We start from the raw sequence: 25,443 nt of genomic DNA, 5'->3' as shown, positions 1-25,443 counted from the left end.
GTTGCGGGGCGCCACGCGCGCCGCTTTTTTTTCCTCTCACCTCGTTTCCAGGATCCGCAGATGATCTCTTCCAATACGCTTGCCGCTGCTCTCGCCGCTGTCCTGTGCGCCGCTGGCGCGCAGGCGGCCCCGCCTGCCATCGGTGTGGGCGACGTACACGAGGCAGTGCCGCCATCGGCTGCCGGCCAGGGCCAGCGCTTCATCGTCAAGACCCGCAACAGCAGTTCCCAGGCGCGCAGCCTGTTGGCCAACAGCGTGAACAGTGCGGTGGCGCGCAGCGGCATGCAGCGCGCCAAGCCGGCCAGCGCAGGCCTTCCGGCGCGTGGCGCGATCAGCGCGACGGTGCTGCGCGACATGGCGGTGCCGGGCTGGCACGTGGTGCAGACCTCGCGCCACCTCAGCGACAGCGAGCGCGCGGCCTTCATCGCCGAACTCCAGGCCGATCCCTCGGTGGTGTCGGTCCAGCCAGACCGCCTGTACCAGCGTCTGGACGAGGCCAGCGTGCGCCTGCCGACGGCCACGCTCAGCGCGGCCACCACCACGCCAAATGACCCGGCCTATGCCCGCTTGCAGTGGAACTTCCACGACCCGGTCGGCGGGGTCAACGCCGAGCAGGGCTGGACGCGCTCCACCGGCGCCGGCGTGGTGGTGGCGGTGATCGATACCGGCGTGGTCCAGGACAATCCCGACCTGGCCGCCAACGTGCTGCCGGGCTACGACATGATCACCGACCACCGCGTCTCGCGTCGCGCCAGCGATGGCCGCGTGCCCGGCGGCTACGACCTGGGCGACTGGATGGAGGCCGACTACTGCAACGCGCTGACCGGCTCCGGCAACGCGCCGGAACCGAGCTCGTGGCACGGCAGCCATGTCTCCGGCACCATCGCCCAGGTGACCAACAATGCCTTGGCCACCGCCGGCCTGGCCTTCGATGCCAAGATCGTGCCGGTGCGCGTGCTCGGCTCCTGCGGTGGCTTCGGCAGCGACATCGCCGATGGCATGCTGTGGGCAGCGGGGCTGCCGGTGGACGGGGTGCCAACCAATCCCAACCCCGCCGAAGTGATCAACATGAGTCTGGGCAGCGGCGGCCCCGATAGTTGCCCGCAGCTCTACCAGGACGCGATCGACCAGATCAACGCCAAGGGCAGCATCATCGTGGTGGCCGCCGGCAACTCCAATGCCGACGCCGGTACCTACACCATGTCGTCGTGCCGCGGCGTCATCAGCGTCGGCGCTTCGCGCATCAATGGCGGCCGCGCCAGCTACTCCAACTACGGCACGCGGGTGGACATCGCCGCGCCCGGCGGTGGCGGCGACATCGACGGCAATCCGAACGGCTACATCTTCCAGGTGATCAACGGCGGCACGCAGAGCCCGACCAGCGATTGGCAGATCGGCGGCATGGCCGGCACCTCGATGGCCTCCCCGCACGTGGCCGCGGCGGTGGCGATGGTGCAGAGCGTGGTCACCACTCCGTTCACCTGGATCGGCATGCGCGATCTGCTGCGCGCCAGCGCGCGTCCGTTCCCGGTGGCGATCCCCACCAACACGCCGATCGGCGCCGGCATCCTGGATGTGGACATGTTGCTGCAGATGGCCACCACGCCGCCGTGCCAGCCGTCGGACAGCAGTTGCGTGCCGCCGACCAAGACGCTGACCAACAAGGTCGAGCTGCGCGGCCTCGGCAGCCAGGGCGGCGATGCCTTGTACAGCTTCCAGGCGGCAGCAGGCACGGTGCTCAGCTTCATGACCTTCGGTGGCAACGGCAGCGTGGCGCTGTATGCATCGGCAGGCCAGCTGCCCACCAGCAGCAGCTACGACGCCCGTTCCGTTCGCACTGGCACCACCCAGACGATTCGCATCACTCCGGCCAGCGCCGGCACCTACTACCTGCGCCTGAGCGGGAGCTACACCGGTCTGACGCTGGTGGCGCGGCAGTAAGGCGGCCTGCAGGTGTGGGGAGCGCGCTCCCCACACCTGCCATGGCGTGGTACCGCACTGCGCAACGTTGCATGCCGCCGTCCTCATTGGCGCAAGGGCGCCAAGCGTGAGGCACGCAGGTGAGCAGCAAACCGGCTACGCGGGCGCTGCAGGTGGCGTCGCTCCATCACGACCACCAGGTCGGCGGCCTGCAGCAGTTCTGCACTGAGCGCGACCTCGGCATCGGCCGCCAGCCCGGCCGATTGCGTCTGCACGCCCGGCCAGTCGGCAAACACGTGAATTAAGCCGACACGCGAAGCGGGCTCGGCTTGAATAAATTGCTAGCCGGACGTTCCAGCCTCAATGATGGCAAGAATGTGCTTAGCTCCATATGCGACCAGGAATCCAGTGTTGTACGGGACAGTCATGGCAGTTGGCTCCCCTCTAGCATCCAGAACTTGCTCGTACTCAATGCGGAACTTTGAAACCACCCCTGCTACTCGCAGCTCCTTGCAATTCTGGTGAGAGTAAAAGAACAGCGGACCACCAGAGAAGCCCTCGTTGTTGATTGCATCTATGTGCAGGACCTGCGGATCATGAAGTTGGTAGGCAGAAACTGTCCCCTTCTTGGCGTACGCACAAGGCATGCCGCCCAAAAGATCTCCCACATTGCTCCACAATTTGTAGGGAAAGCCGAGGAAGTGCACGTCCTGCCCAAGGACTAATCCTGCGATAGTGGGAGTTACGGCTAACTCGGCATGGCTAAGTCGCTGTTGTAGCTTGAGCACGGAGATGTCTACCTCGCCCTTTCCATGCCCCACCACTTTGGCCGGTAGCGTGTGCCAACGCTCGCTGTGGAAGATTCGAATTTGTGTATCTGATTTGGACTGATCGAGCAGGTGCCGAGCAGTCACTAAGAATTCCTCTCCGCCAATTTCCAACGTGAATGCCGTACCGTACTGCTCGGCTTTTATGAAGAAGGTACGGAACAAGATGTTGGAAGGAACCATAAGCGGCTAACGCCTAAGTTAAGCCGCGTCACGAAGTGGCGTCGGCTTGAATGAATTGCTAGACGTTCTGCGGCGAGCTAATCGGCCACACAACGGAAAGTGATGTCAACGCGAGGATAGTTGCCGAGCAGGTAGGGAGGCTTTGTCTCTTGGGAGTCGACAACTTGAACTGATTTTCCGTTCTTGCTGCATTGAGCGTATGCCTCTCTCATTGCATCCGATTTCAGGTTGCCAAGTCCAGAGAATCCTGTGGCGGCTTGTTTGGTGATGATGTAAGTGTCCTTGCCGGTTTGGACAACGCCAGAATCCGAGGCGCAAGCGCTTACAGTTAGTGCGACGATACTGGCTAATGCGAGGCTTTTCACGGCGGCTCCCCATTTGTCTGATGAACGTGCAACACGCGTTCGGCCGTCGGGCTGCGCAAGCGATTGCGGCTGCAGACGAACACCACCTGCAGTGGGCCTGCCAGACGCCGGCTCAACGGCCCTCGCGCAGGAAGCGTGCCATCGACGACACTCCCGGCAGCGCCGGCTCGAACTGGCCAGCCACATCGATGAAGCCGCGCATGATGGCGATCTCGCGCGGGGTGCGGTTGAGGGCATCGCGCCGTTCGCCATCGGCACCGGCGCGCAACAAGCGCTGGACCAGCAACGGCAGGCCGTGCAGGGCGGCCAGATGCAAGGGGCCGAAACCGCGCTGATCGGCCACGTCCAGCGAGACGTCCTCGTCCAGCAGACGCTCGCTGCCAGCCAGCACCACCTGCTCGTCGCAGGCCGTGCCCGGCTCGGCACGCGCGCCCAACAGCAACAGCAGCGGACTGACCCGGCCACCGGCCAGGTGATTCGGATCGGCACCGGCCAGCAACAAGGTATCCAGCAAGGCCAGCAAGCGGTTCTTGTCGCGGGCACCGAAGCCGTACAAGGCCGCGCAGTGCAGCGGTGCCAGGCCTTGCGCATCGGTGGCGTGGACATCGGCGCCGGCCGTCAACAGACGCGCGACGATGTCCGGCAGGCCGAGCGCACAGGCCAGCATCAGCACGGTGACGCCCCCCGGCAGGCGATGCTCGATCTGCGCGCCGGCCTGCAGCAGGGCGGCGGCGATCTCGGTCTGGCGCATGCTCACTGCGGCCGACAGCGGGGTGGCGCCGCTGGTGGCGGCATGCTGCGGATCGGCGCCGCGCGCGAGCAGCTGGGTCACCACGGCCAGGTGGCCGCCACCGGCGGCGCGCAGCAGCGCGGTGCAGCCCTGCGCATCGGTGGCGTCGACCGGCAGCCCCAGGTCGATCAGGCGGCGCACCGCATCGCTGTCGCCACTGACCGCCGCCGCCGGCAAATCGGCATCGCGCAAGCTGCGCCGCGGCAGCGGCCAGATGCGCCAGTCCAGCCAGTCGGCCAGGTCGCGGCGCCCGATCGACAACGCCACGCCCAGCGGGGTCTGCCCATCGGCGGCGCGCGCTTCCGGCGAGGCGCCTTGCCGCACCAGCAGTTTGAGCGCGGCCTCGCGGCCGAGCGCAGTGGCCAGGTGCAGGGCCGTCATGCCATGGCTGTCGCGCGCCTCGCGATCCACGCCATGCTCCAGCAACCATTGCTGCAGACGCAGCCAGCCCAGCCGCACCGCCAGCGCCAGCGGCGGATCGCCGGCCGGCGAGGGCGTGAACGGATCGGCGCCGCGCTCGAGCAATTCCAGCGCGACCTGCTCCAGCGCGCGCGAGGCGGCGTCGTGCTGCACGCAGGCACTGAGCAAACGGCTCAGGCCGCCGGCACCGGCGGGCGAGACGCCGTGACGCAGCAACACCTGCAACGACGGGATCGCTTCGACGCCGCGCGAGAGCAGCGCGAACATCGGCACGTCGCCGCAGGCATCGCGCACTTCGGCATCGGCGCCGTGACGCAGCAACCAATCCACCGCTTCCGGATTGAGCGCCAGGTGCGCATCGTGCAGCAGGCCGCCCAATTCCTCCGCCGCGCAGAGTCGCGCCAGCGCGAGCAGGCCATCGCGCTGACCCAGTTGCAGGCCTTCGCGCAGCAGTACCAGCGGTGGACGGTCCGGCAGGATGGTCGGGCCGGCGCCATCGCCGTGCGCATCGCTGACCGCCACCGGCAACGGGTAGGCCGGATCGAGCAACTGCACCACGGCCCAACGTCCTGCCTCGGCAGCCACGTCCACCGCGCGGCGCCCCTGCGCATCGACGCGATCTGCCGGTACCTCCAGTTCCAACAGGCGGCGGATCAGTGCCGGCGACACACCTTCTGCCGCGCAGGCCAGCATCACCGCATCGCGGCCTTCGCCATCGACCGCCTGCACATCGACCTTGCGCGCGACCAGGCGCTCCAGCACCGCGCTGCGGGCCTGGCGGGCAGCATCCAGCCAGGGCGTACGACCGAGCAGATCGCGCGCCTCCAGGTTGGCGCCCGCCGCCAGCAGCGCCTCGACGATATCGCCATGCCCGGCCAGCGCCGCCTCATGCAGCGCGCTACGGCGCTGACGGTCGCGTGCATCCACGCGGGCCTTGTGCTTGAGCAGCAGCTGCACACCGGCCGGGTCGTCCTCTTCGGTCCCGGCCGCGGCCAGCAGCACCGGCGCACCGCCGGCCGGTTCGGACTGCGCACCGCGTTCCAGCAGGAATTTCGCCATGCGCCAGTTGCCGACCTGGCAGGCGATCGCCAGCGGCGAGTGGCCCTCGTGATTGAGGGCGTCCAGTTCGGCAGCGGCATCGCGCAGCAGCGCTGCCACGCCCGGATCGGAACTGCGCACGGCATGGTGCAAGGGGGTATTGCCCTCGTTGTCGCTGGCACGCGGGTCGGCACCATTGGCCAACAAGGTCATCACCGCGTCGGGGCGGCCATGCCAGCTGTCGCGGGTGGCCGCCAGCAAGGGCGTCATGCCGCGATGCGGCTGATTGACGTCGACCCGGCGCACGATCAATTCGCGTAGCAGCCGCAGGTCCGGCAGCACCGCCGCCAGCGCCGGCAGACTGCGCTGATCGCGCCAGTCCGGCGCCGGCAGCGCGTGCGGGTCGGCGCCGGCTTCCAGCAGCTGCAGGGCACGGTCGACACGGCCGCCGCGTGCAGCTTCATACAACTCAGGCACCAGCCGATGCTGGGCCACCGGCTCCAGCGGGCCGGGCTCGGCGGCGGCTTCGGAAAAGAAATCGGCCGCCTGGCGCGGCATCGGTGCCTCGCTGCGCGCCGGCACGGCCATGCGCTGCAGCAGCAGGTGGGCCAGCGGCGACAGGCAGGCCGTGGCTGCCGCCACCCCCCAGCGTGCCGCAGGCGACAGGCCCGCCGGCCAGGCCAGCGCAACCCCCAGCAGGCAGACCACCAGCACCAGTGCTGCGGCCAGCAGGCCGCGCCAGGCGTGTAGCTCCTGGCTGGCCAGCGCATGCCAGCTGTGCGACAGCGTTGCGCCCTCGCGCTCCAGCTCGCCCCACAGCGGCCAGGTGCGCCACAGGCCCAGCAGCGCCGCGCTCAACGCCACGCTCACCGCCAGCGCAGCGGCCAGGCTGCCGCTGTCGCGCAAGGCGGTCAGCGGCCAGCTGATCAGCGCGGCCAACGCCAGCAGGCCCACGCCCCAGATGGTCAGCAACGGCGGCAGCGCCTGCATCAAGGCGCGCGGCGTAGCCGGCACCGGCCGGGTGCCGCGTGCCCACGACACCGCCAGCGCGAAGGCCGGCTGTGCCAACCACAGCGCCAGTGCGGCGACCACACCGCCGACACCGCCGCCCAGCAAGCTCAACACCAGACCGGCGGCCGCGGCCATGGCCACGACGCGCTGGCGTGCGCCACGCGCCGCCTCAGTCATGGTCGCACTCGCCCGGTACCACGACCGTCTTGGGCAACTGCAGGTAGAAACCCTGCGCACGCAGTTGGGTGCGCACCTGCTCCACGTCGGCCTGCGCCAGCCGCCGCTCCGGCGTCAACGCCACCTCGAGCACGAACGCCAACGGCGCCAGCTGCGTCTGCACGGCGGCGGGAAGCACGGAAAAATCATCACGCGTGGCGAGGTAGACGAAGCTGTCCTGTTTGCGTTGGCTTTTGTAGACGTAGGCGTGCATGCGCGCGTGGTCGCGCTCGAAGAGCGGTATGTCGCTGGATTGTGGCCCAATTGCGCCGCGCGCGGAAGCGCGGCTGCGGTGCAAAAGTCCTGTCGCGTCAGCGACATGACCGTCATGTTCAGCTGCGCCGACGACCGGAGCGACGGCGCCCGTCGATATACTGCGGTGACTTTTCACCAGCCAGACCCTCGTGAGCTCAGCGCCGCATCCGTCCCCGATGGCCCCGATCGCCATCACTGCCTACACCTCCACCACCGCCCTCGGCCACGGCCTGGCCGCGCAAGCCAGCGCGCTGGAGGCCCGCCGCAGCGGCTTGCGCCGCAACGATTTCGGACCGCAACCGCTGGACTGTTGGATCGGCCGGGTGGAGGGTGTGGAAGCGGTGGTGCTGCCCGATCATCTGCAACCGTGGGACTCCCGCAACAACCGGCTGGCCTGGTTGGCCTTGCAGCAGGATGGCCTGGCCGATGCCGTGCACGCGCTGGCCAGCCGCCACGGCGCCGAGCGCGTGGCGGTGGTGATCGGCACATCCACCTCCAGTGTCGGCGCCAGTGAGGAGGCGTATACGCGTTTGGTCGAAGACGCCGAAGGCGCGCGCTTTCCTGACGATCTGCAACGCGCGATCGTGCACACCCCGCATTCGCCGGGCGACTTCGTCCAGCATGCGACCGGCCTGCGCGGGCCATGCATCACCGTGGCCACCGCCTGTTCCTCCAGCGCCAAGGTGTTCGCCCAGGCCGCGCGACTGATTGCCGCCGGTGTGGTCGACGCCGCGCTGGTCGGCGGCGTGGATACCTTGTGCGGCAGCGTGCTGTTCGGCTTCAACGCCTTGCAGGTGGTGGCACCCGGCCCCTGCCAGCCGTTCGACGCCCGCCGCGTCGGCCTGAGCCTGGGCGAGGCCGGCGGCTTCGCCGTGCTGGAGCGCACCGCCGATGCACCGAAGGCAGCGGCGTGGCTGTTCGGCTATGGCGAGTCCAGCGATGCCCACCACATGTCTGCGCCGCATCCGCAAGGCCTGGGCGCGCAACTGGCGATGCGCGGCGCGCTGGCCCGCGCCGGCGTGGACGCTGCCGAGGTCGGTTACCTCAATCTGCACGGCACCGCGACCCCGGCCAACGACAGTATCGAGGCGGCGGCGGTGGCGGCGCTGTTTCCGGCCACGCTGCATGCCAGCTCGACCAAGGCCTGGACCGGACACACGCTGGGCGCGGCCGGCATCGTGGAATCGGTGATCGCACTGCTGGCGCTACGCGACGGCCTGCTGCCCGGCACGCTCAACAGCAGCCAACCCGACCCGGCCTGCGGCCCGCAGATCCGTTTCGACAATGCCCATTCCCGGATTCGCTACGCAATGAACAATTCCTTTGGCTTCGGCGGCAACAACTGCTCGCTGCTGTTCGGGCAGGCGCGCTGATGCTGGCCGCCACTCTCGACGGCATCGGCTTCTGGGCGCCGGGCGTTCCCAACTGGCAGGCCGCGCGCGCGGTCGCCGATGGCGCCGCGCTGCAGGAGACCCCGGCGCGTCCGGCGCCGCAGCTGCTGGCCGCCAATGAACGCCGGCGTGCGCCCGATACGGTGGCGGTGGCGCTGGAGGCGGCGTTGGCCGCCTGCCAGGACGCCGGCCGCGACCCGGCCAGCCTGCCGTCGGTGTTCACCTCCACCCACGGCGACCTGGCCATTACCGATTACATGTGCACCACCCTGGCCAGCGATCCACTGGCGATCTCGCCGACCAAGTTCCACAACTCGGTGCACAACGCCGCGGCCGGCTATTGGACCATCGGCGCAGCGGCGATGACGCCGGCCACTGCGCTCAGCGCCGGGCCTGCCAGCTTCGCGCAAGGGTTGCTGGAAGCGGTGATGCAACTGGACGCCGGTGCCGAGGCGGTGCTGCTGGTCGCCTACGATGCCCGCTCGGTCGGACCATTGGGTCGGGTCGCACCCAGCCAGGGGCTGCTCGGCGCCGCGCTGGTGTTGAGCCGCCCCGACCAGGCCGGACGGCCGCAGCTGCAGCTGCAGCTGGCCGATGGCGCGCCTGCCGCCGCCGGACCGCTGCAGCAGCATTTCGCCAGCAACGCGATGGCGCCGATGCTGCCGCTGTTCGATGCGCTGGCCGTTGGCGGCCGCCAGGCCACGCTGTACGCCGGACCGGCGCGGGTGCTGCAGGTGGAGCTGCGCGCATGAGCCGGCAACCGCTGACCGCCGACAACACCGCCATCCTGGTGCCGGCATTGAATGAAGTGCTGCGCATCCGTGAAGTGGTGACCGATGCATTGGCCCACTGCCCGCACGTGATCGTGATCGACGACGGTTCCGACGACGGCACTGCCGACTGCATCGCCGACCTGCCGGTGCGGCTGATTCGTCACCCGCAGCGCCGCGGCAAGGGCGCGGCGCTGCGCAGCGGTTTTGCCGAAGCCCAGCGACTGGGCGCACGTGCGGTGATGACGATGGATGGCGACGGCCAGCACAAGGCCTCGGACTTCCCGCGCCTGCTGGCGGCTGCCAATCGCCACCCCGGTTGCGTGATCGTCGGTGCCCGCATGCGCAAGCGCGCCACCCAACCCACCATCCGCCGCATCGGCAACGACTTTGGCGACTGGGGTATCGCCTGGGCATGCGGCTTCCGGCTGGTCGACAGCCAGAGCGGACAACGGTTGTATCCGGCGGCGGTCTATACCTTGCCCGACGTGCCCGGCGAAGGCTTCGTGTTCGAAGCACAGCTGCTGATCTCGGCCGCACGCCAGGCCGGCGCGCGGGTGGTGGCCGTGCCGATCGAAACCCGTTATGCGGGCACCGCACCGGGCACCTTCCGCAAGAGTCACTTCCGCCTGGTGCGCGACCTGTGGAATATCACCTCGCACGTGGTCAAGCAGGTCTGGGCCTACGGCGATGTCTGGCGCGAATACCGCCGCGTGCGTGCCAACCCGGTGATCGTTGACGATCCGGATGGCGAATTTGCTACTGTGCCGAAGACCCCACGGAGCGACCCATCCACATGAATGTGCAGCGCGCAGATGTCGTGATCACCGGTGGTGGCCTGGCCGGCCTGAGCCTGGCGCTACAGCTGAAGCAACGCGACCCTGCGCTGGCGATCACCGTGCTGGAGCGGCGTGCGCATCCGGTGCGCGAGGCGGCCTTCAAGGTCGGCGAGTCCACCGTCGAGATCGGTGCGCATTACTTCGCCGAGGTGCTGGGTCTGCGCGAGCACCTGGAAGCCGAGCAGATTCGCAAGTTCGGCTTCCGCTTCTTTTTCTCCGACCAGCGCCACGATATCGATCGTTGCACCGAGGTCGGCGTCAGCCAGATCCTGCCTACGCCGTCGTGGCAGATCGACCGTGGCCGCTTCGAAAACTTCCTCGGCGAGCGCGCCCGCGCGCAGGGGATCGCCTTCCTCGATGGCTGCAGCGTCAAGGGCGTGGACCTGGCCGACGATGAGGCCGACCATGCCGTGCGTTACGAACGCGCTGGCGAACCGAGCACGCTGCGCACCCGCTGGGTGGTGGATGCCAGCGGCCGCGCCGGCCTGCTCAAGCGCAAGCTGGGCCTGGCGCAAGACAACGCCCACGATGCCAATGCGGTGTGGTGGCGCGTGGAAGGCCTGATCGATCCCAATGGCTGGTCGCAGGACAGCGGCTGGCTACAGCGCTGCACGCCGCCGGATCGGTGGCGCTCGACCAATCACATGTGCGGACCGGGCTACTGGTTCTGGTTGATCCCGCTGTCCTCGGGCGCGCATTCGCTGGGCATCGTCTGCGATGCGGCGATGCACCCGCTGGAGCGCATGAACACCCACGACAAGGCGATGACCTGGTTGCGCAAGCACCAGCCGCAGGTCGCCGCCACGCTCGACTCGGCCGAGCATCGGCTGCAGGACTTCCTGTTCCTGCGCAACTTTTCCTATGGATGCAAGCAGGTGTTCTCGCCGCAGCGCTGGGCACTGACCGGCGAAGCGGGGGTATTCCTGGACCCGTTCTATTCGCCTGGCAGCGACTTCATCGCCATCTCCAACACCTATATCTGCGAATTGATCGGCCGCGACCGTGCCGGCAAATCGCTCAGCCCCTACGTCGAGCTGTACCAGCAACTGTATTTCTCGTTTTACGAGAACACCTTGAGCCTGTACCAGGATCAATACCCGCTGTTCGGCGATGCGCAGGTGATGCCGATCAAGGTGATCTGGGACTACACCTACTACTGGTCGCTGCTGGCGCCATTGTTCTGCAGCGGGCGGATCGCCGATCTCGGCCTGCTGGCCCGTGCCAAGACCGATTTCCTGTTCGCCCGCGACATGAACCAGGCGATGCAACAGGTGCTGCGCGACTGGGGCGAGCGCAATCGCGCCCAGGCCATGCCGCCAGCCGACGGCCGCCTGCTCGACCAGTACTTGATCGACTGGTTCAACGCCCTCAACGGCGCCTTGCAAGACACCCTCGACGACGAAGCCTTTGCCGCCCGCCTGCACAGCAATATCGCCCGCATGGCGGTATTGGCGCGGGAGATCCTGCACAAGGCGCGACAACGCCATCCGCATCTGGCCGACCATGGACTGGACGCACTGACCGCCAACGCCGTCGGCGACCCGGTGCTCACCGCACCATGGTATGCAGACGCGGCCTGAGTCACCCACGGCGCGGTGCCGCAAGCGCCGCGCTCGTCGAGACTGTGGTTCGGGGCCACCCCGGTAGTTGCGCTGAGCTCTGACACGTCCCGCCATCGCCTGCCTCCAAGCCCAACGGTTCGCGCCTGCCGCCACCGGCGAGCACTTCGCTCGCCAAGTCATCGCTTCGCAGCTTTCAGTCGGCCATCACTGTATGCAGCCCGGCCTGGCGTGACACTCCATCACGCGCTGCCTGTCGCACTCCACGTGCGATAGCCCCCTCCTCAGCGCAATGGGCGCCGATCACCGTCGCCCTTCCCTCGCCTGGCGCGCCCGCAGGGTGTTGCGCACGGGCGTGCGCTGCAATCGCTTCCGGCCCACCGTCGGATTGGAGGATCACGTGAAGAAGGCCTACCTGTTGGTGTTGCCAGCCGCGCTGGCGTGCCTGGCCGTACCGCTCTACCTGCCGGCGCAAGCCACGTCCGGCAAGGGCGCGGCAGTCCCGGCGAAAATGCCGCAGAGCTGCGACGCGCTGGCGGCCAAGCTTGCCTATGCCGATACCACCTTCAGCGCGGTCACCACCGTCGCCGCCGGCAGTTTGCACAGCGGCGCACGCGCGATCGGCGAGCACTGCCAGATCGTCGGCAAGATGCACCAGCGCACCAGTGCGGTGGACCAGCAGACCTATGCGATCAACTTCGAGATGCGCCTGCCCAAGGCCTGGAATGGGCGCTTCTTCTACCAGGCCAATGGCGGCCTGGACGGCAGCGTGGTCACCGCGACCGGCGGCATCGGGGGCGGCGGCGAGCAGAACAGCGCACTGGGCATGGGGTTTGCGGTGATCAGTTCCGACGCCGGCCACGACGGCGATCAGAATCCCTTGTTCGGCCTGGATCCCCAGGCGCGCCTGGACTACGGCTATCGCGCGGTGCAGGCGCTGACGCCGATGGCCAAGCAGGTCATCGCCATCGCCTACGGCAAGGGACCCGATACCAGCTACTTCGGCGGCTGTTCCAATGGCGGCCGCCACGCGATGGTGGCCGCCGCGCGCGATGCCGCCGACTATGACGGCATCCTGGCCGGCGACCCCGGCTTTCATCTTCCCAAGGCTGCACTGGCCGCAATGGCGACGGCGCAGCAATTGGCCGCGCTCACCGACGGCCACGATGTCGCCAGCGGCCTGACGGCCGCCGAACGCCGTCTGGTCGGCGATGCCATCCTCGCGCGCTGCGATGCCCTGGATGGGGTGAAGGACAGCATGGTGCAGGACGTGGCGACCTGCCAGAGCCGTTTCGATCTGGGCCGCGACGTGCCGACCTGCGGCAGCGCCGGCCGCACCGGCAGCTGCCTGACCGCAGCGCAAAAACAAGCCATCGGTGCCATCTATGCCGGCGCGCGTGACGGTGCCGGCGGGGCGGTGTACGCCAGTTTTCCCTACGACCCGGGTGTGGCCAGCGGCGATTGGGCCAACTGGCGGCAGTCGGCATCGCTGACCCTGGTACCGGCATCGGTGGCGTTCGAGTTCATGACCCCGCCCGCCGATCGCAGCGCCGAGCAGGATCTGGCCGGCTATGCGCTTGGCTTCAATTTCGCCCGCGACGCGGCGAAGATCTTTGCCACCTCCGGTGTCTACACCACCTCCGCGTGGGACTACATGACACCGCCGCACGAGACCGATCTCTCGGCGCTGAAAGCACGCGGCGGCAAGCTGCTGATCTACCACGGCACCGGCGATGCGATCTTTTCCTTCGACGATACCGCGGCCTGGTATACGCAGCTGACGATCGCCAACGATGGCAAGGCCAGCGATTTCGCCCGGCTGTTCCCGGTGCCAGGCATGAGTCATTGCGCCGGTGGGCCGGCAACCGATCAATTCGACGCATTGACGCCGTTGATCGCGTGGGTGGAACAAGGCCAGGCACCGGCAGCGATCACCGCCGCTGCGCGCAGCGACAACGGCGAGGTGCCCAGCCAATGGGGCAAGGGACGGACGCGGCCGTTATGTCCGTATCCGCAGGTGGCGCGCTATGTCGGCGGCAATGTCGACAGCGCTGCCAGCTTCAGTTGCCGCTGAGCATGGGCGGCGTGGTGCTCAGCCCATGCCGCCGTTGACGCCGATGACCTGGCCGTTGATGTAACCGGCAGCGTCCGAGCACAGAAACGCCACCAGCGCGGCGACCTCCTCCGGCTTGCCGGTACGCCCGGCTGGTACCAGTTGCTTGATCGCCTCGGGCGGAAAACTCTCGCCGACCATTTCGCCGTCGATCACGCCGGGCGCGACGACGTTGACCGCGATGCCGCGGCTGGCCATCTCGCGCGCCAGGGATTTGCTGGCGCCGTGCAGCGCGGCCTTGGCAGCGGTGTAATTGGTCTGGCCACGATTGCCCAGCACGGCCGCCACCGACGACACGCTGACGATGCGTCCCCAGCGCGCGCGCGCCATCGGCAGCAACAGTGGCTGGGTGACATTGAAGAAGCCGTGCAGCGACACATCGATGACGCGATGCCACTGCTCGGCGCTCATGCCCGCCATCGGCGCGTCGTCATGGATGCCGGCGTTGTTCACCACGATATGGATGGGACCTGCTTCCAGCAGGTGCGCCAGCGCCGCACCGCTGTCCTGGCCATCGGTCACATCGAATGTCACCGACTCGGCGCTGCCGCCACTGGCGGCGATCGCCGCGACCACCTCATCGGCGCGCGCGCGATTGCGGTTGGCATGGACGATGACATGATGGCCCTGCGCGGCCAACTGACGGCAGATCGCACCGCCGAGGTCGCCACTGCCGCCAGTGACCAGGGCGCGTCGTGCAACTGAGTTCATAGCCACGGACCGTCGTGAGCAGAGAGGGAGCGCTATCGTAGAGCAAGCGGTCCGCCGACAGACAGCCGGATCGTACGTTCGTCCCGATAGGCCTGGCGCAATCGGGCATCGCTACAGCGGCGGCACCATCGACCGGCTGTCTGCGCATCGCGCACACCGCGTGGTGATGCGAACCCGCTGATGGCAACGAGGCCGCAGGCAGCGCCCTGAGCGCAGACCTCAGGCGGCGCCCAGCATCACCGTCGCCCGGCCTTCGGCCAGCAGTTGCTCGCCATGCTGCAGACGGAAACTGTATTGCTGGCTATCCTCGCCCTGCATCAGCACCTGCGCCTGGCAGGCGATGGCATCGGGCAACTGCTCCAGATCGGCCACATGCAGCTCCACGCCACGCAACGCCACCAGCATGCCCGGACGTACCGGCTTGCCCGATGCGCGGCCCAGCAAGCCGCCGTGCACTGCCATCGCCTGTGCGCCGTATTCGCAGAGATGCACGGCACGCAGGCGCCCGTCGGCGCGCAGCGGATGCGCCGCGCTGCGATGCGCGTGACTGCGCAGCACGATGTGCTGCGCGTCCCACGCCACCACCTCTTCCCACAGGCACATGCTGCCCTGATGGGGAATCAGGCTGGAGATCTCGTCACGTCCCAGCATGCGGCTCCTCGATCGCCATGCGTTGCTGCGCCGGTTCGCGCGACACCAGCAACGCCAGAATGAAATTGAACAGCACGCCCAGCGCCACCGTGCTGCCTATTGCGCGCAACACCGGGATACTGGATGCGGCCAACAGCGCGAACACCAGCAAGGTCATCAGACTGCAGACGATCAGCGCATGCAAGGTGCGGATCTGATCGGCGTGATCGTCGCCGGCATGATCGAAGAACAACGCGTAGTCCAGCCCCAGCCCGGCCGCCAGGATCAATGCGATCAGGTGGAAGAGGTTCAACTCCACCCCGGCACCTCGCAGGATGGCCAGGATCAGCACGGTGGTCAGCGCCATCGGCAGCAGCACGCGCACGATCCGTCGCCATTGTCGCAACGCGATCGCCACGGTCAGCGCCAGCAGCACGGCCGCGATGGCCAAGGCGCCCAGCACGCGCCCGCGATACGCGGCCACCAACGATTCGGAGGCATCCTTCAGGTCCAGCAGATGGGCATCGCTGCCCTGCAGCGCAGCGGCCACCGCCGCCGGATCGCGCAGCGCGGTCAACGACACCAGCGCGGTGCTGCGGCCTTCGCGGCCGAGCAGCAGGCCGCCGACCGGGGTCGCCAGCGGCGTCCCGGCCAGCGCGGCCGGCGTCAGTGGCGGTGCCTGCCGTGCGGCCTGCAGATCGTGCAGGAACGGCTCGAAGACATCGCTGCGGAACGGCGTGGTCGCTACCGCGGCCTCGGTCAGCGCGCGCGCCTGCGCCGCATCCGGCAGTCGCGCCTGGCGGGCGCGCTGGGTCTGTGCGCTGGGCAGATACCGGGCGGCCATGTCGTAGCCGCCCAGCGCGCCGCTGCGCACCAGCGCATCCAGACGCGGACGCAGGCGCTCGCTGGCTTGCAGCGCGGCCTCGTCGGAGCCGGCGCTCAGCGCCAGCACGTAACGCACATCCGGCGCGCCGAGCTCCTGACGCAGGTGCATGTCCTGCGCCAGCGCCTTCGGCGGCACCGGCGTCAGCTTGGATAGATCGTTCTGCCAGAACGGTCCCGGCGCCCACACGATCACCGCCCCGCCGACCAGGGCGATCGCCAGCAGGCTCAGCCGCGGTCGTGGCAACCGCGCGATGCCTCGCCACGCCGCGGCCAGCACGCGCGAATCGGCATAGTCGCGCGGCGACGGATCGATCAATGCCGGCAGCAGCCAGCGCGTGGTGACCGCCGCGGTCGCCAGCCCGGCGATGGTGAACACCGCCAGCTGGCGCAGGCCATCGACGCCGGAGAACAGGAAGGTGACATAGGCAATGCAGGTCGACACCACGCCGGTGGCCAGCGTCGGCCACAGATGGCGCGCATTGGCGCGCGGATCCAGGCCCGGACGCTGATGACTGAAGAGATGGATCGGATAGTCCTGCACCACGCCGATCAGGGTGAAACCGAAGGCCACGGTGATGCCATGCACGCCTTCGAACAGCAGTGCCACTGCACCGAGACCGGCCAGGCCGGCGCTCGCCAACGGCAGCACGCCCAGTACCGGAATCTTCCAGCTGCGGTAGGCCACCAGCAGCAACAGCACCAGGCCCACCGTATCCAAGGTGCCGATCCATTGCGCCTCGCCCTGCGTCCGCGCGGTGATCTCCACCGCGAACGCGCCCGGGCCGGTCAGCGTCAACCGGGTGGCGGTGCCCTTGCTGATCTTGGCGAAGGCGGCCTGCACGGCATCGTAAGCCAGCTGCTGGCCGGTGGGATCGAAGCCCGCCGCACGCGTCTGGGCGATCAGCAGCGCCGAATCGCCGGCATGGTCGAACCACACCTCATCGATGGTCTGTGGCGCGGTGGCCGGCTGTAGCGTCTCGGCCAGGTGCAGCACTTCAAGCGTGGGATCGCGCGGCAGCAAGGGCTCGACCATTGCGGCCGCGGGCGAGCCCAGATCCTGCACGCGCGCCTGCAAGGCGGCCTGCAGGCTGGCGGCGTCCAGTGGCTGGCGGTCGAAACTGTCGCTGAGCAGATAGCGATAGGGCAGCAACCGCGCGGGAATGGCCTCCAAGCCGGCGCTAGCGCCATTGCCGACCAGCTCAAACACCGCTGGCTGCGCCGCCAGCGCCTGCCGCAGCGCCTGCGATTGCGCGGCCAGCGTCGCTGGATCGGCATGGGACAGCGACATCAGCAGCAGGCGCGAGCCCGGGCCTTCGCCGAGCTCTTCGATCAGCAACTTCTGCGCGGGCGTGCGTGGGGCGGGCATGAACTTGCGCAGATCGCCGGTGACCTGCAGCGCCTGGCTCAGCCAGAACCCGGCCGCGACCAGCAAGGCCAACCACAGCAAGGCCAGGCCGATGCGGCGATTGGCCGTCAGCTCAAACGCCATGGCAAGGCCTCGGCCTGTCCATGCAAGCCGCCGCGGTGATGTGCGCGGCCTCCGGCGGTGCGGGTGCGTGCTTGCGGGGAGTGGACATGCAGTCGCGTGAAAGGCTGGCACCCTGCAGCGCTCGGTTCAGCCAGCAAGCGCCAGCGGCCTGCCAAGCGCCCCAGGACCGTGCCAGGACACGCGTTGTCGGCAGCATGGTGGATCGTCCCGCGACCGCAGGTGCAACGCGCGTGGCGCGGCTCACGCGCCGGTGCCGTGGCACAGCGCCGTCAGTGCCGCCGCATCGGTCACCGTGGCGGCGGCGTGCGCCGCACCCGCCAACAGCGTGCGCTGGACATCGCCCTTGGCCGGCTGGCTTTCGATGCAGCGCAGCTCGCCGTCCTGGCCAAACAGGCGCAACTCGCGCACCTGCCGCGCCACGGCCGCGTCGATCGGTTGCAGGGTGAGCTGCCAGGCCTGCGGCCGGCCTTGTCCACTCACGCGATAGTGCTGCTCGAGCAAGGCGCGATCGCCAGCCAAGAGCGCACCGAAGCCGGACTTGAGCCCGGCCAGCTCGGGAACGCGCGTCAACGAGAACCGCCGCGGTGGCTTGCCCTCGCGCTCCAGCACGCCTTGGTCGCCCTGCAACGTAGTAGTCTCGTGGTAGGGCGAGGTGACCTCGCGCACCAGCGTCTGTGCATCCGGGCGACGGTACTGGCCCTGTACGCGCAGCGGCGTCTTCAGCAAGGCCGAGCCGCGCAGTTCGACGAACTCGGTGCTGACCGGCGTCGGGCGCGCCAGGCGCTGCAGCACCTGGCCCACGTCCAGGGTCTCAGGCGGTGCGGCGCATAGCGGTGCGGCGCTGAACAGCAGTATCAGCATCCACGGCAGGGTGCGGCGCATCGGCATGATGGGTGTTCCAGAAATCGTAGAAGTTGAACCAGTTGTACGGCGCATAGCGGGTGTAATGCTCCAGCCTGGCGGCGTAATCGCGCATGAGCACGGCCAGCACCGGCGCACGCTGGCGCCGCGGCAGGTCCAGCCCTTCGCTGAAGGTCTCGAAGGCCAGCTCGTAGTGGTTGCCACCCCGATACAGACCGAACGCCAGCACCACCGGCACCTTGAGCGCGGCGGCGATCAGCCAGGGCGAGGTCGGGAACGTGGCGTTGCGGCCGAGGAACATCGCCGGCAGCGCCGGATCCTCCGGCCGCGGCCGGTCGATCAACAAGGCGACCAGCGCACCAGCGTCAGTGGCCTCCTTGATCGCCATGACGATCGAGGTCGCGTCCATGCCGGCGTCGATGATATTGGCAGCCAACTGCGGATTGAGCGCGCCCAGCAGCTCGGTCATCGCGCGGTTGTGCGACTTGTCCAGCACCACCTTGACCTGCACGTCCGGCCGCTCGGTGGCCAGCACGCGCAGCGCATCGAAGCTACCAAGGTGCGAACCGAAGATCAGCACACCGCGACCGCGATCCATCTGCGCATGCAACTGATCCAGCCCGGTGATGTCCACGCGAAAGCGCTGCATCTGTCCGCTGAGCATGTAGACCCGATCCAGGATCGTCGCAGCGAAGGTGTGGATATGGCGCGCCACCTCGCGCAGCCGTGCAGGACGCCCGAACACGCGGCTCAGGTAGTGGCGCGAGGCGTTGCGTTCGGGCCCGCGCACCAGCAGGAAATACAGCGTGATCGGATACAACAGCGCGCGACCGAGCGCGCGCCCGCCATGACGGGCGATGCCGCGGATCAGCCACAGCGCGAAGCGGCCGCCGCCCTCGGGCCGCTGTTTCCAATGACCGCTCATGGCGCCGCCTCGGCGACCAACTCGCCACTGACCAGCAAGGCCTCGCCCCGCTGCACGCGGAAGCGCCAACGCGGGCCGTCGCCGTCCAGTGTCACCGTGGCGGTCTGCCCGGGGAGCAAGGGCTGTACGAACTTCACCTGCGGCAACCGCACGGGCGCGCGCGCGCCATGCCGTGCCTCGATGGCCTGCAGCACGTGATCGAGCACGACCACGCCAGGCACGATCGGCTGCCCCGGAAAATGTCCGGGCAGGCAGGGATGGTCATGTGGGACAAGGAACTCCATCGGCGGCGACTCAGATTCTCGGTTGAAGCATGGCAGCAATCGTGCGGTGGGCCTGTTCGGCCAACTGTTGGCGATCCGGCGCCTGTGGCCCGGTCACCGGGATCGGCGCACCGATCCGCAAACGGATGGTGCCCGGCCGCACGCGAAACAGGCCATCCACCGGCAAGACCTTGCCGCACCCATCCACCGCGATCGGCACCACCGCGACCCCGGCATCGATAGCGGCCTGCAGTAGCCCGGCCTTGAATGGCAACAGCGCACCACTGCGGCTACGCGTGCCCTCCGGGAACAGGCACAGGTGGTGACCGTCACGCAGCAACGCTGCCGCCTGCCGCCGTACCAGCGCCCCGGCGCGACGGCTGTCGCGATCCAGGAACAGCATGCCGGTGGCGCGCGCGTACCAATTGACGAACGGCACCTGCAGCATTTCCTCCTTGAGCAGGAAGCGCAGCGGCACCGGCAAGGCCCTGAACAACGCACAGATGTCGATGATCGATTGGTGGTTGCTGACGAACAGGTAGGTCTGCGACCAATCCAATCGTTCGCGTCCCTCCACCACCAGCTGGGCACCGGCACCGCGCAGCAACAGCGGCGCCCACAGCCAACGCGCCATCGCGAGCGCCCGCGCAGTGTTGCCGGTGGCAGCCACCAACAGCGCCAGCGAGATGCCAACGACGGTCACCAACAAGGTGAACGCCAATTGCACCCCGTTGAACACGGCCCACGCCAGGCGCGACGGCATCCTTGCCAGCGACATCTTTTTCTTGTCCCCAAAAATATGCACGAACGTCGGCGCCCCCGGCCACGCGCTCAGCGCAGCAACTCGCGCCAGAACCCTGGCCCAAGCTGTGCCATCTGGCGCAGGAAGTCTGGCAGGTTACGATACGGACGCTGCGGAAACCAGCGCCCGCGCAGCAGGTACTCGCCGACAAAGAAGCCGCCGACCACGCCGTAGGCCAGCAGATTGGCGAACAGGGATGCATTGGCATCGCTGATCGGCCACGGGGAGGCTAGGCCCAATTGCGCCAGCACGCCGCTCGGCTGTGCACACAGGCCCAGCACCAGATTGAGCACGGTCAGGCCTGCCAGCAACAATGCCCAGGCAGCGGTGAGTCGACGCGTGTAGCGGTATTGGGCGGGACTGATCGGCATCTCGGCACGCCGGTACAGGCCTTCGACGATGCGAGTGATCAGGGGTGTACGGCCGGCGCGCAGACTGCGGGCGAAGAACCAGGCGATCCAGCCGGTGAACACCACCGGCGGCGCGGCCAGCAGCAGCATGGCGTGCGGCGAACGCCACAGACTGCCCAGCCCGACGATGAGCAGCGCCGCCAGCAGCCAGGCCCACGCCCGGCGCGCGGCCAGCGGCTCGATCAGCACCATGCCCACCAGCAGGCCGCCGGCGATGACGGCCAGTTCCGGCCGATGGCTGGCGTTGGCCCAATGCGCCAATGGCGAGTACGCCAGCGCCAGCAACACCCCCACGCCGAACACCCATGGCGCCGCCTCGGTGGGCGACGCGGGCAGCGCCTCAGACGGTCTTGTTGGCTTGGACATGGTCCGTCAGCGCCCGCAACGAGGCGAAGATGCGCCGGTTTTCGTCGTTATCCGAGCGCAGCTGGAAGCCGTAGCGCTTGCTGATCGCCAGCGCCAATTCCAGCGCATCGATCGAATCCAGTCCCAGTCCGGTGTTGAACAGCGGCGCCTCCGGGTCGATGTCGGCAGGCTGGACGTCTTCCAGGTTCAGGCTTTCGACCAGGAGTTCGGCCAGTTCACGTTCGGCAGCGGTTTGCGAGGACATCCAGAGAGCTTCCAGGCTAGAGACAAAAAACGGGTTCAGGGACGATCGCCCGGCGGCGCCGATGACGGCAAGCGCAGCGGCGGCGTTCGGCTTGGCAGTGTACGTGGCGCCAGCGCCAATTCCGAGCCGCACACACACCGGTCCAGCACGCAGTGGCCAGGAATCAAGGGTTTTGCAGGGCATCAGCGGCCGTCGCAGGTGTCCGGGCCGCCGGTCAGGCTATCATGCCTGTCTGACGCTCGCTCGCCGCAGGTTCGCTCCAGGATGACTTCCGCCGCTGCACGCCCCGCTCCGACCGCCCTGCCGGTCGCCGGGCCGGAAACCGGACATGAATGTCCAGATATCTTGATCGTCGGCGGCGGCCCTGCCGGCTGCACCGCTGCGATCCTGCTGGCCCAACAAGGCTGGCAGGTCACGCTGCTGGAAAAGGAGCAACATCCGCGCTTCCACATCGGCGAATCGCTGTTGCCGATGAACATGCCCATCCTGGAACGGCTGGGGGTGCTGGAGGCAGTGCGCGAGATCGGCGTGCTCAAGCGCGGTGCCGACTTCCCCAATGATAGCGGCGGCTACAACACGTTTCGGTTCTCGCGGGCGCTGGACGCCAAGGCCGACTTCGCGTTTCAGGTTCCGCGTGCGCAATTCGACCAGGTGTTGTTCGCGCGCGCGCGCGCCGTCGGGGTGGATGCGCGCGAACAGGTCAAGGTCGAGTCGGTGGACTTCGACGGCGCACAGCCGGTGCTGCAGGCACGCGGCCCGGATGGACTGCGGTCGTTCCGGCCACGCTATCTGCTCGACGCCAGCGGTCGCGATACCTTCCTCGGCAACCGCCTCAAGCTCAAACAGGCCAACCGCCAACATCAGTCGGCCGCGCTGTTCAGCCATTTTCGCGGCGTCACCCGTCGCCCGGGCGAGGACGCCGGCAACATCAGCATCTACCGCCACGCACACGGCTGGATGTGGCTGATCCCACTGCCGGATGACGTGACCAGCGTCGGTGCGGTCTGCTATCCGGAATACATGAAGACCCGCAAGGGTGATAGCGAGGCCTTTCTGATGCGCACGCTCGCGTTCAACCCCGAGCTGAGCGCGCGCATGCGCGATGTCGAGCGCGTGGCGCCGGTGCATGCCACCGGCAACTACGCCTACGCGTGCACGCGCATGGCCGGGCCGCGCTGGCTGATGCTGGGCGACGCCTACGCCTTCGTCGACCCGATGTTTTCCTCCGGCGTGTTCCTGGCCATGCACGGCGCCGAACGTGGCGCCGCCATGGTCGCTGCGGCACTGCGCGCACCGCAGCAGGAAGCCCGCCTGCAACGCGCCCTGCAGCGCGAACTGACCCGCGGCATCGATGAGTTCAAATGGTTCATCTACCGCTTCACCTCGCCAACGATGCGCACCCTGTTCGCGCAGCCGCAGAACACCTTGCAGATGGAAGAAGCGGTGGTGGCGATGCTGGCCGGCGATGTCTTCGACAGCCCGCGGGTTCGCCTGCGGCTACGCGCGTTCCGCGCCATCTATGCCTTGACCGCGCTGTCGATGCTGCCGCGCGCCTGGCAGTCCTGGCGCCAACGCCGGCGTCAGGCGCGCACCGGTTTCGACGGCGACACCTTGCAACGAGAGATTCCATGACCGCATCCCAGGCCCTTCCCGCGCAACCGCTGCGCCACCCCTGGCTGCAGGTGGATTACGTCGAACAGACCGACCCGCGTGCGCTGCTCGACGATGCGCACGTGCTGGCCGTGTTCGGCTTCGGCAACGCGGCCCCGCGCCTGGACGATCCACGCTACCTGCGCGTCCCCTTGCAGCCGTATGAGGCCGAAGTGCTGGAGGTGTGGCGCACTGCCGCACCGGTTCGCAGCGGCCGCGATGGCGACATCGCCTGGGCCAGCGATGGACGGCTGCAGTTCGGGGTGATCGAGATCGACGAGCAGGATGGCGAGATCGAAGTGGCCGCCGCCAAGGCCTATGCCGCGATCACCGCCTTCGTGTCCGCCAGTCAGACTCCGCGCCTGCTGCGCATCTGGAACTATCTGGATGCGATCACCCTGGGCAGCGGCGACCGTGAACGCTATCGGCAATTCTGCGTCGGCCGCGCGCGCGGACTGGGTGCGTTCGACAACAACCAGCTGCCGGCCGCCACGGCGGTGGGGCGCTGCGATGACGAGCGGGTGATCCAGATCTACTGGCTGGCCGCCGCCGATGCCGGCACGCCGCTGGAGAATCCGCGCCAGGTCAGCGCCTACAACTATCCGCGCCAATACGGGCCGCAGCCGCCGAGCTTCGCGCGCGCGATGCTGCCGCCGCCCGGTGGCGACATGCCGCTGCTGCTATCGGGCACGGCTGCCGTGGTCGGGCATGCGTCGATGCATACCGGGCAGTTGCTGGCGCAGTTGGACGAGACCTTCGCCAACTTCGATGCGTTGCTCGACGTGGCGCGTCGGCATGCACCGACGCTACCGGCGCAGTTCGGGGCCGGCACCCGCCTGAAGGTCTATGTGCGCGAGTACGCGGACCTGTCGCGCGTGGCGCAGGCGCTGGACGCACGGTTCGGCGCGGCGGTACCGCGCTTGCTGCTGCACGCGGTGATCTGCCGCGACGAGCTGGCAGTGGAGATCGACGGCGTCCACGGCTGAGGCCGCCGGCGCCGTTCAACCCTCGAGCAGCCCCAACACCTGATCACGCGGCAGCTTGCCGGTCTCGTTGCGCGGCAGCACCGCCAGCTTGCGCAGCCGCCGCGGCAGGAAGACCGGATCGATGCTGGCACGCAGCGCTTGCAGGATCTGCGCCTCTTCCAGCGTCGGTGCCACCACCAGCGCGGCGATGCGTCCCACTGCCTGTCCCGCCTCCGGTGCCAGCTGCACGATCACGCCATCGAGCACGCCCGGTACCGCCAACAGCCGGCGGGTGAGTTCGGCCAGCGAGGCGCGCTTGCCGGCGATCTCGAGCAGATCGGCCTGGCGCCCGCGGACCTGGAAACACCCGTCGTCATCGACGTCCATGATGTCGGCCAGCAGCACCGGGGCCGCCAGATGCGGCGCATGCACCAGCGTTCCGTTGGCCTGGGTCTCCAGTCGCACGCCGGGCAGCGGCGTCCAGGCTGCCTCCACCGCGGTACGGCGCACCGCGAACACGCAGGTTTCGGTGGAGCCGAACATCTCGCGCACCTGCCCACCGAAGCGTGCCTCGGCCGCAGCGGCGATCTCCGGCGCCAGCGGCGCGGTGGCCGAGACGATGCCGGCCAGCGGCGGCAATGACACACCGGACTCCACCAGTGCCCGCAGGTGCACCGGTGTGGTGACCAGCAAACGCGGTGCCGGCACCTCGGCCAGCGCGCGCGCCACGTCTTCGGGAAAGAACGGCCGGCCGGCGTGCACCGCCAGCGGCGTCACCATCGGCAACAGCACCGACAGCTCCATGCCGTACATGTGTTGCGGCGGCACCGTCGCCACCACTGTCGGCACCGCCTCGGCCTGGCTCCACAGGCTCTGCAACGCCACCAGATCCTGCCGCGTGCTGGTCAGGAAGCTGCCCCAGGTCTTGGGATTGGGTTGCGGGCTGCCGGTGCTGCCGGAGGTGAAACCGATCGCCACCAAGGCGTCGTCTGCCAGATCGGGCACCCCGCCCTCGCCTTGCGGTAATTGCTCGGGCAATTGCCAATAGCGCGGCGGCGCCAGGGCCAGCGCCTGGTCGCCCAGGCAATAGGCGTCGGGGTAACGCGCCTGGACGTCGCCCACCACCGCCGGCGCGCGCGACGACGGCAGCAAGGACACCTGGCCGCGCACTGCGCAGGCGTAGAACGCCACCATGAAGTGATAGCGGTCTTCGCACAGGTTCACCGCATGGCGGCCTTCGGGCAGGCACTGCGCCAGCCCGTGCACATGCGCGATGAATGTCGCCAGATCGATCCGCACCCCGTCGCGCCAGGCCAGCGGACGGCTGGGCGCGCCGACGGCCAGCGGGTGGAACACAGGGGAGGCAAGCGGGCTGGACATGGTGAGGATGCGTGCAAAAGCGCGCTAGCTTGGCCGCGCTGCCGAGCGCTGGCAAGTCGCTTTCGTCGGAAAGTCGGGCGCGCAGGCGCCGGCCGCACCGCCGTGGGCGCGACCGCCCGATGGCGGCGCAGGGCCTCGTCCGGTGTGATCGTTCGGTGTCGGCGG

Annotated in this window: 22 protein-coding genes and 1 pseudogene; 8 read left to right on the top strand and 15 right to left on the bottom strand. The window is 68.4% G+C overall.

What is annotated here, in order from left to right; genetic code table 11:
• Positions 1-60: 60 nt before the first annotated feature.
• Positions 61-1,941 carry a S8 family peptidase gene (locus tag CKY51_RS04475; protein WP_022971881.1) on the top strand — a complete coding sequence of 627 codons (1,881 nt, stop codon included), beginning with the start codon at positions 61-63 and terminating at the stop codon, positions 1,939-1,941.
• A gap of 101 nt (positions 1,942-2,042) precedes the next feature.
• Here the strand turns inward: CKY51_RS04475 and CKY51_RS04470 are convergent.
• From CKY51_RS04470 to CKY51_RS04450, 5 genes and pseudogenes are all read right to left on the bottom strand, one after another.
• Positions 2,043-2,255 (bottom strand): annotated as a pseudogene (locus CKY51_RS04470) (hypothetical protein); the annotation flags it as partial.
• A gap of 6 nt (positions 2,256-2,261) precedes the next feature.
• Complete coding sequence (locus CKY51_RS04465; protein ID WP_152248939.1) at positions 2,262-2,930, bottom strand: S1 family peptidase; 669 nt, start codon at positions 2,928-2,930, stop codon at positions 2,262-2,264.
• A gap of 77 nt (positions 2,931-3,007) precedes the next feature.
• Positions 3,008-3,295, bottom strand: coding sequence for a hypothetical protein (locus CKY51_RS04460; protein ID WP_211904867.1), 288 nt, complete (start codon positions 3,293-3,295; stop codon positions 3,008-3,010).
• A gap of 112 nt (positions 3,296-3,407) precedes the next feature.
• Positions 3,408-6,731 (bottom strand): ankyrin repeat domain-containing protein, encoded by a 3,324-nt coding sequence (locus tag CKY51_RS04455; RefSeq protein ID WP_152248938.1) that lies wholly within the window; start codon positions 6,729-6,731, stop codon positions 3,408-3,410.
• Positions 6,724-6,984, bottom strand: a complete 261-nt coding sequence (locus tag CKY51_RS04450) for a YcgL domain-containing protein (protein ID WP_031338372.1) — start codon at positions 6,982-6,984, stop codon at positions 6,724-6,726. Before CKY51_RS04450 ends, CKY51_RS04455 begins: the two co-directional genes overlap by 8 nt.
• Positions 6,985-7,201: 217 nt before the next feature.
• On the opposite strand from CKY51_RS04450, the gene CKY51_RS04445 reads away from it, so the two are divergent.
• The 5 genes from CKY51_RS04445 to CKY51_RS04425 all read left to right on the top strand — a co-directional run bounded on the left by CKY51_RS04445 (position 7,202) and on the right by CKY51_RS04425 (position 13,658).
• Positions 7,202-8,398 (top strand): beta-ketoacyl-[acyl-carrier-protein] synthase family protein, encoded by a 1,197-nt coding sequence (locus CKY51_RS04445; RefSeq protein WP_152248937.1) that lies wholly within the window; start codon positions 7,202-7,204, stop codon positions 8,396-8,398.
• Positions 8,398-9,168: a beta-ketoacyl synthase chain length factor gene (locus CKY51_RS04440; protein ID WP_152248936.1), complete on the top strand. Its 771-nt coding sequence runs from the start codon at positions 8,398-8,400 to the stop codon at positions 9,166-9,168. The genes CKY51_RS04445 and CKY51_RS04440 overlap by 1 nt, the downstream gene beginning before the upstream one ends.
• Complete coding sequence (locus CKY51_RS04435) at positions 9,165-9,986, top strand: glycosyltransferase family 2 protein (protein ID WP_022970778.1); 822 nt, start codon at positions 9,165-9,167, stop codon at positions 9,984-9,986. The genes CKY51_RS04440 and CKY51_RS04435 overlap by 4 nt, the downstream gene beginning before the upstream one ends.
• Positions 9,983-11,605 carry an NAD(P)/FAD-dependent oxidoreductase gene (locus tag CKY51_RS04430; RefSeq protein WP_022970779.1) on the top strand — a complete coding sequence of 541 codons (1,623 nt, stop codon included), beginning with the start codon at positions 9,983-9,985 and terminating at the stop codon, positions 11,603-11,605. Before CKY51_RS04435 ends, CKY51_RS04430 begins: the two co-directional genes overlap by 4 nt.
• A 379-nt stretch (positions 11,606-11,984) precedes the next feature.
• Positions 11,985-13,658 carry a tannase/feruloyl esterase family alpha/beta hydrolase gene (locus CKY51_RS04425; RefSeq protein ID WP_031338376.1) on the top strand — a complete coding sequence of 558 codons (1,674 nt, stop codon included), beginning with the start codon at positions 11,985-11,987 and terminating at the stop codon, positions 13,656-13,658.
• A gap of 18 nt (positions 13,659-13,676) precedes the next feature.
• Here CKY51_RS04425 and fabG read toward each other — a convergent pair whose 3' ends face one another.
• The 9 genes from fabG to xanC form a co-directional block, all read right to left on the bottom strand.
• The gene (gene fabG / locus CKY51_RS04420) at positions 13,677-14,408 is read right to left on the bottom strand and encodes a 3-oxoacyl-ACP reductase FabG (RefSeq protein ID WP_022970781.1); all 732 of its coding nucleotides are present in this window, start codon (positions 14,406-14,408) and stop codon (positions 13,677-13,679) included.
• Between the two features lie 219 nt (positions 14,409-14,627).
• Positions 14,628-15,059: a hotdog family protein gene (locus tag CKY51_RS04415; protein ID WP_022970782.1), complete on the bottom strand. Its 432-nt coding sequence runs from the start codon at positions 15,057-15,059 to the stop codon at positions 14,628-14,630.
• Positions 15,046-17,412 (bottom strand): MMPL family transporter, encoded by a 2,367-nt coding sequence (locus CKY51_RS04410; protein WP_152248935.1) that lies wholly within the window; start codon positions 17,410-17,412, stop codon positions 15,046-15,048. The genes CKY51_RS04415 and CKY51_RS04410 overlap by 14 nt, the downstream gene beginning before the upstream one ends.
• Before the next feature lie 240 nt (positions 17,413-17,652).
• On the bottom strand, positions 17,653-18,300 hold the full coding sequence (locus CKY51_RS04405) for a LolA-related protein (protein ID WP_038219940.1): 648 nt from the start codon (positions 18,298-18,300) through the stop codon (positions 17,653-17,655).
• The gene (locus tag CKY51_RS04400) at positions 18,224-19,198 is read right to left on the bottom strand and encodes a lysophospholipid acyltransferase family protein (protein ID WP_022971482.1); all 975 of its coding nucleotides are present in this window, start codon (positions 19,196-19,198) and stop codon (positions 18,224-18,226) included. Before CKY51_RS04400 ends, CKY51_RS04405 begins: the two co-directional genes overlap by 77 nt.
• A complete protein-coding gene (locus CKY51_RS04395; RefSeq protein ID WP_022971483.1) occupies positions 19,195-19,482 on the bottom strand; it encodes an ApeI family dehydratase in 288 nt (95 codons plus the stop codon). Before CKY51_RS04395 ends, CKY51_RS04400 begins: the two co-directional genes overlap by 4 nt.
• Positions 19,483-19,492: 10 nt before the next feature.
• Positions 19,493-20,239 carry a lysophospholipid acyltransferase family protein gene (locus CKY51_RS04390; protein ID WP_031339056.1) on the bottom strand — a complete coding sequence of 249 codons (747 nt, stop codon included), beginning with the start codon at positions 20,237-20,239 and terminating at the stop codon, positions 19,493-19,495.
• Between the two features lie 53 nt (positions 20,240-20,292).
• A complete protein-coding gene (locus tag CKY51_RS04385) occupies positions 20,293-20,976 on the bottom strand; it encodes a hypothetical protein (protein WP_022971485.1) in 684 nt (227 codons plus the stop codon).
• Positions 20,977-21,013: 37 nt separating this feature from the next.
• Positions 21,014-21,283: a xanthomonadin biosynthesis acyl carrier protein XanC gene (gene xanC / locus CKY51_RS04380; RefSeq protein WP_031339058.1), complete on the bottom strand. Its 270-nt coding sequence runs from the start codon at positions 21,281-21,283 to the stop codon at positions 21,014-21,016.
• 300 nt (positions 21,284-21,583) lie between these two features.
• Here xanC and CKY51_RS04375 point away from each other — a divergent pair, with 300 nt between their 5' ends.
• Together CKY51_RS04375 and CKY51_RS04370 are read left to right on the top strand one after the other, a co-directional pair.
• Positions 21,584-22,915, top strand: a complete 1,332-nt coding sequence (locus tag CKY51_RS04375) for an NAD(P)/FAD-dependent oxidoreductase (RefSeq protein ID WP_031339059.1) — start codon at positions 21,584-21,586, stop codon at positions 22,913-22,915.
• A complete protein-coding gene (locus CKY51_RS04370) occupies positions 22,912-23,919 on the top strand; it encodes a chorismate transformation FkbO/Hyg5 family protein (RefSeq protein ID WP_022971487.1) in 1,008 nt (335 codons plus the stop codon). Before CKY51_RS04375 ends, CKY51_RS04370 begins: the two co-directional genes overlap by 4 nt.
• Before the next feature lie 15 nt (positions 23,920-23,934).
• On the opposite strand, the gene CKY51_RS04365 is transcribed toward CKY51_RS04370, so the two are convergent.
• Positions 23,935-25,278: an AMP-binding protein gene (locus CKY51_RS04365; RefSeq protein ID WP_022971488.1), complete on the bottom strand. Its 1,344-nt coding sequence runs from the start codon at positions 25,276-25,278 to the stop codon at positions 23,935-23,937.
• Positions 25,279-25,443: the final 165 nt, after the last annotated feature.

This window comes from Xanthomonas maliensis (genome assembly GCF_009192945.1).
Lineage (GTDB): Bacteria > Pseudomonadota > Gammaproteobacteria > Xanthomonadales > Xanthomonadaceae > Xanthomonas > Xanthomonas maliensis.
Note: the sequence above shows the minus strand (reverse complement) of the source record. Positions and strands in the feature narration are given on the sequence as shown.

Coding starts and splice junctions, on each gene's coding strand:
- CKY51_RS04435 (WP_022970778.1), top strand. CDS start 9,165: ATGAGCCGGCAACCGCTGACCGCCGACAACACCGCCATCCTGGTGCCG.
- CKY51_RS04365 (WP_022971488.1), bottom strand. CDS start 25,278: ATGTCCAGCCCGCTTGCCTCCCCTGTGTTCCACCCGCTGGCCGTCGGC.
- CKY51_RS04475 (WP_022971881.1), top strand. CDS start 61: ATGATCTCTTCCAATACGCTTGCCGCTGCTCTCGCCGCTGTCCTGTGC.
- CKY51_RS04410 (WP_152248935.1), bottom strand. CDS start 17,412: ATGGCGTTTGAGCTGACGGCCAATCGCCGCATCGGCCTGGCCTTGCTG.
- CKY51_RS04395 (WP_022971483.1), bottom strand. CDS start 19,482: ATGGAGTTCCTTGTCCCACATGACCATCCCTGCCTGCCCGGACATTTT.
- CKY51_RS04445 (WP_152248937.1), top strand. CDS start 7,202: ATGGCCCCGATCGCCATCACTGCCTACACCTCCACCACCGCCCTCGGC.
- CKY51_RS04390 (WP_031339056.1), bottom strand. CDS start 20,239: ATGTCGCTGGCAAGGATGCCGTCGCGCCTGGCGTGGGCCGTGTTCAAC.
- xanC (WP_031339058.1), bottom strand. CDS start 21,283: ATGTCCTCGCAAACCGCTGCCGAACGTGAACTGGCCGAACTCCTGGTC.
- CKY51_RS04440 (WP_152248936.1), top strand. CDS start 8,398: ATGCTGGCCGCCACTCTCGACGGCATCGGCTTCTGGGCGCCGGGCGTT.
- CKY51_RS04370 (WP_022971487.1), top strand. CDS start 22,912: ATGACCGCATCCCAGGCCCTTCCCGCGCAACCGCTGCGCCACCCCTGG.
- CKY51_RS04450 (WP_031338372.1), bottom strand. CDS start 6,984: ATGCACGCCTACGTCTACAAAAGCCAACGCAAACAGGACAGCTTCGTC.
- CKY51_RS04415 (WP_022970782.1), bottom strand. CDS start 15,059: ATGCTGGGACGTGACGAGATCTCCAGCCTGATTCCCCATCAGGGCAGC.
- CKY51_RS04455 (WP_152248938.1), bottom strand. CDS start 6,731: ATGACTGAGGCGGCGCGTGGCGCACGCCAGCGCGTCGTGGCCATGGCC.
- CKY51_RS04465 (WP_152248939.1), bottom strand. CDS start 2,930: ATGGTTCCTTCCAACATCTTGTTCCGTACCTTCTTCATAAAAGCCGAG.
- fabG (WP_022970781.1), bottom strand. CDS start 14,408: ATGAACTCAGTTGCACGACGCGCCCTGGTCACTGGCGGCAGTGGCGAC.
- CKY51_RS04405 (WP_038219940.1), bottom strand. CDS start 18,300: ATGCCGATGCGCCGCACCCTGCCGTGGATGCTGATACTGCTGTTCAGC.
- CKY51_RS04400 (WP_022971482.1), bottom strand. CDS start 19,198: ATGAGCGGTCATTGGAAACAGCGGCCCGAGGGCGGCGGCCGCTTCGCG.
- CKY51_RS04430 (WP_022970779.1), top strand. CDS start 9,983: ATGAATGTGCAGCGCGCAGATGTCGTGATCACCGGTGGTGGCCTGGCC.